The 3,217-nt window shown below is 66.1% G+C and carries 4 protein-coding genes; 1 reads left to right on the forward strand and 3 read right to left on the reverse strand.

Annotation, left to right across the window (positions count from 1 at the left end; all coding sequences use genetic code 11):
• On the forward strand, nt 1–255 hold a 255-nt coding region (locus AC1DOC_RS25925), incomplete at its 5' end, for a sensor histidine kinase (RefSeq protein WP_478130773.1).
• Nucleotides 256–493: 238 nt separating this feature from the next.
• Here the strand turns inward: AC1DOC_RS25925 and AC1DOC_RS25930 are convergent.
• The 3 genes from AC1DOC_RS25930 to AC1DOC_RS25940 form a co-directional block, all read right to left on the reverse strand.
• Nucleotides 494–1,096, reverse strand: coding sequence for a response regulator transcription factor (locus AC1DOC_RS25930; RefSeq protein ID WP_015866802.1), 603 nt, complete (start codon nt 1,094–1,096; stop codon nt 494–496).
• Nucleotides 1,097–1,168: 72 nt separating this feature from the next.
• A complete protein-coding gene (locus tag AC1DOC_RS25935; RefSeq protein WP_478083731.1) occupies nt 1,169–2,500 on the reverse strand; it encodes a tryptophan--tRNA ligase in 1,332 nt (443 codons plus the stop codon).
• A gap of 16 nt (nt 2,501–2,516) precedes the next feature.
• A complete protein-coding gene (locus AC1DOC_RS25940; protein WP_015866800.1) occupies nt 2,517–3,188 on the reverse strand; it encodes a site-2 protease family protein in 672 nt (223 codons plus the stop codon).
• Nucleotides 3,189–3,217 lie beyond the last annotated feature (29 nt).

Below are 3,217 nucleotides of genomic sequence, written 5' to 3' on the forward strand. Positions count from 1 at the left end.
GTGTGGGRCACCGGCATCGGCATTGCGCCCGAGCACCTGCGCGACGTGTTCCTGGAGTTCTACAAGGTGGCCGACCACGCCGGCACCTCCGACGGCTTCGGCCTGGGCCTGGCCATCGTCGCGCGCCTCTCGCACGTGCTGGGCCATCCCGTCAGCGTGCGCTCCCGCCTCGGCAGCGGCAGCGTGTTCCGCGTCGCCCTGCACGACGCCGACGAAGCCGTGGCCCAAGCCCGCGTCAGCGCCTCCGGCGGCTGAGCCAGCGGCCAATAAAAAACCGCGCATAAGGCGCGGTTCAACCCTTCCAGAAACACCGAGGAACCGGCTTTGCCGGGCCTCCGGTGTTGCCCCCGGTAGGGGGTTGGCGAAGCGACACGAAGTGCGCGAAGCTTGGGGGGGAGCCTAGTGCCACCGAGGAACCGGCTTTGCCGGGCCTCCGGTGTTGCCCCCTTGAGGGGGAGGCGGCTACACGAAGTGAGCCGCTTCGGGGGTGGGCTCAGCTACCGGAAAGCAACCCGTTGGTCCGCGCGTAATGCAGCGCCTGCGTGCGGCTCTTCACGCCCAGGCGGCGGAACAGGCGCCACAGGTGCACCTTCACGGTGTGCTCGCTGATCTCGAGGTCGGTGGCGATGTCGCGGTTGCTCATGCCCTTGTCGAGCATCGCGATCAGCTGCGTCTGGCGCTTCGACAGCTTGCTGTTGCTGGCCAGCGCCGGCTCGTCCGCCTCTTCCGAGCCCGCCATCAGCAGGCCGCGCAGCGCGGCGGCCAGTTCGGCCGAGCTGGCCGACTTCTCGATGTAGGTGTCGGCACCGGCTTCGATGCAGGCGTCTTCCATGTCCCCGGCCGGTGCTGCCGAATAGACGGCGATCGGCACGTTGGGATAGACCTGCTTGACAGCGACCACGCCCGAGACGCCATTGGTGTCGGGCAGCTTCAGGTCGAGGCAGAAAAGCGTTGGCTCGCCGCGCTGCTGGACCGCACTCGCGAGCTTGTCGAGGCGCTCGAGCTCGACGATGTTTTCGGCCGGCCGCAGACGCCGCAGCACCATCACGATCGCGTCGCGCATCAGGGGGTGGTCGTCGATGACATAAATGCTCATGTTTTCTTCCTTAGTGATCGCACGGTCTTCTCTCGTCAGTCCTCGGCGGGTAAGCCGATGGATATTGCCGGATCAACTTCCGTTGGTAGAGGTTGTTGTCTCCGCCAGTGCTTCCAGCGCCTCGTTCGCGGCGCGCAATTCTTCCGGACCGGCCGGCTCGAGCTGTTCGGCGAGCGCGGCCAGTGCCGCGCCGCGCTGCTGCTGCAGGGCGGCGATGGCGCGGCCGGCTTCCTGCGGCGAGGCGAATCCGCGGCTCTGCAGCAAGGTGGCGCCGTGGGCGTCGAGCAGCTTGAAATAGAACAGGCCGTCGCGCTCGCGGTACTGCTTGAAACTCGGCTTGGCTATCTTGGCCGCCTTGCGGGCACCGCCCTTGTCGCGGCCCGATGCAAGGTTGCGCAGCCCCACCGCGTGGCGCAGCTCGGCCATGAAGGGGCGCGAGAGCTTGCGGGCCTTTTCGGCGCCGATGAGCAGGATGCGCTCGATCTCCGCCGGGTCGTTCATCAGCGCTTCGTAGCGTGCGCGCAGCGGCGCCACCTCGAGGTCGATGCGCTCGAACAGCATCTGCTTGGCGTCGCCCCAGCCGATGCCGTCGGCGTACGCCTTGCGCAGCGCCTCGGTTTCTTCGGCGCTGGCAAAGGCCTGGTAGATCTGGAACAGCGCCGAGCCTTCGGTGTCCTTGGGCTCGCCGGGCGCGCGCGAATCGGTCACGATGCTGGCGATCTGCTTTTGCAGCTGCGCGCGCGGCGCGAACATGGCAATGGTGTTGCCGTAGCTCTTGCTCATCTTGCGGCCGTCGAGGCCGGGCAGGGTGGCGACGGCATCGTCGATCTCGGCTTCGGGCAGCGTGAAGTGCTCGCCGTACTGGTGGTTGAAGCGCTGCGCCATGTCGCGCGCCATCTCGATGTGCTGCACCTGGTCGCGCCCCACGGGCACCTTGTGCGCGTTGAACATCAGGATGTCGGCGCCCATCAGCACCGGGTACATGAAGAGGCCGGCCGTCACGTCGGCGTCGGGGTCTTCGCCCTTGGCGACGTTCTTGTCGAGCTGCGCCTTGTAGGCGTGGGCGCGGTTGAGCACGCCCTTGCCGGTCACGCAGGTGAGGAACCAGGTGAGCTCGGTGATCTCGACGATGTCCGACTGGCGGTAGAAGGTGACGCGTTCCGGGTCGAGCCCGCAGGCCAGCCAGCTCGCGGCAATCTCGAGCGTGGAGCGCTGGATCAGCGCCGGCTCCTGCACCTTGATGAGCGCGTGGTAGTCGGCCAGGAAGAAGAAGCTCTCGACGCCCGGCGCGACGCTCTGGCGTACCGAATGGCGGATCGAGCCGACGTAGTTGCCGAGGTGCGGCGTGCCCGACGGCGTGATGCCGGTCAGGACGCGCAGGGGAGCRGGGGAAGACGAAGCCATGGCAGGAGAGGAGAACTTAACGCAGCAAAGCCGTGAGCGGAGAGATGAGCAGGTTGATGGCCATGTAGCCGAAGTCCATCAGCGGACGCAGCCAGAAGGTGCTGACGATGCCCGCGAGCACCAGGCCCATCACGATGAAGAAACCGAAGGGCTCGATGCGCGCGAGGAAATTCTGCGCCGGTCCGTTGGGCAGCAGGCCTGCAAGAACGCGGCCGCCATCGAGCGGAGGCAGCGGAAAGAGATTGAAGGCCCACATCACGAGGTTGACCAGCACGCCGCCCTGCGCCATCTTGATGAAAAAGGTTTCATCGATGCCGGCCGCTACCAGCCCCACGAGCACCAGCGCCCAGAGGATGGCCTGCACGAAATTGGACGCAGGCCCTGCCAGAGCCACCCAGATCATGTCGCGCTTCGGATGGCGTAGCCGCCCGAAGTTCACCGGCACCGGCTTGGCATAGCCGAACAGGAAGGCTCCGGACGTTGCGAAGTACAGCATCAGCGGCATCAGGATGGTCCCGATGGGGTCGATGTGCTTGATCGGGTTGAGCGTGACGCGGCCCATGGCCTCGGCCGTGTTGTCGCCGAAGTGGCGCGCCACATAGCCATGCGCCGCCTCGTGCACCGTGATCGCAAAGACCACGGGCAAAGCGTAAATAAGTACGGTCTGTATCAGGTTGGAAATATCCACTGGGCGATTGTGTCAGACGGAGTGAAAGC

This window comes from Variovorax sp. 01T439_2, assembly GCF_056398445.1.

Bases quoted from the DNA above. Each gene is read 5' to 3' on its own strand.
- AC1DOC_RS25930 (WP_015866802.1), bottom strand. From the start codon at position 1,096: ATGAGCATTTATGTCATCGACGACCACCCCCTGATGCGCGACGCGATC.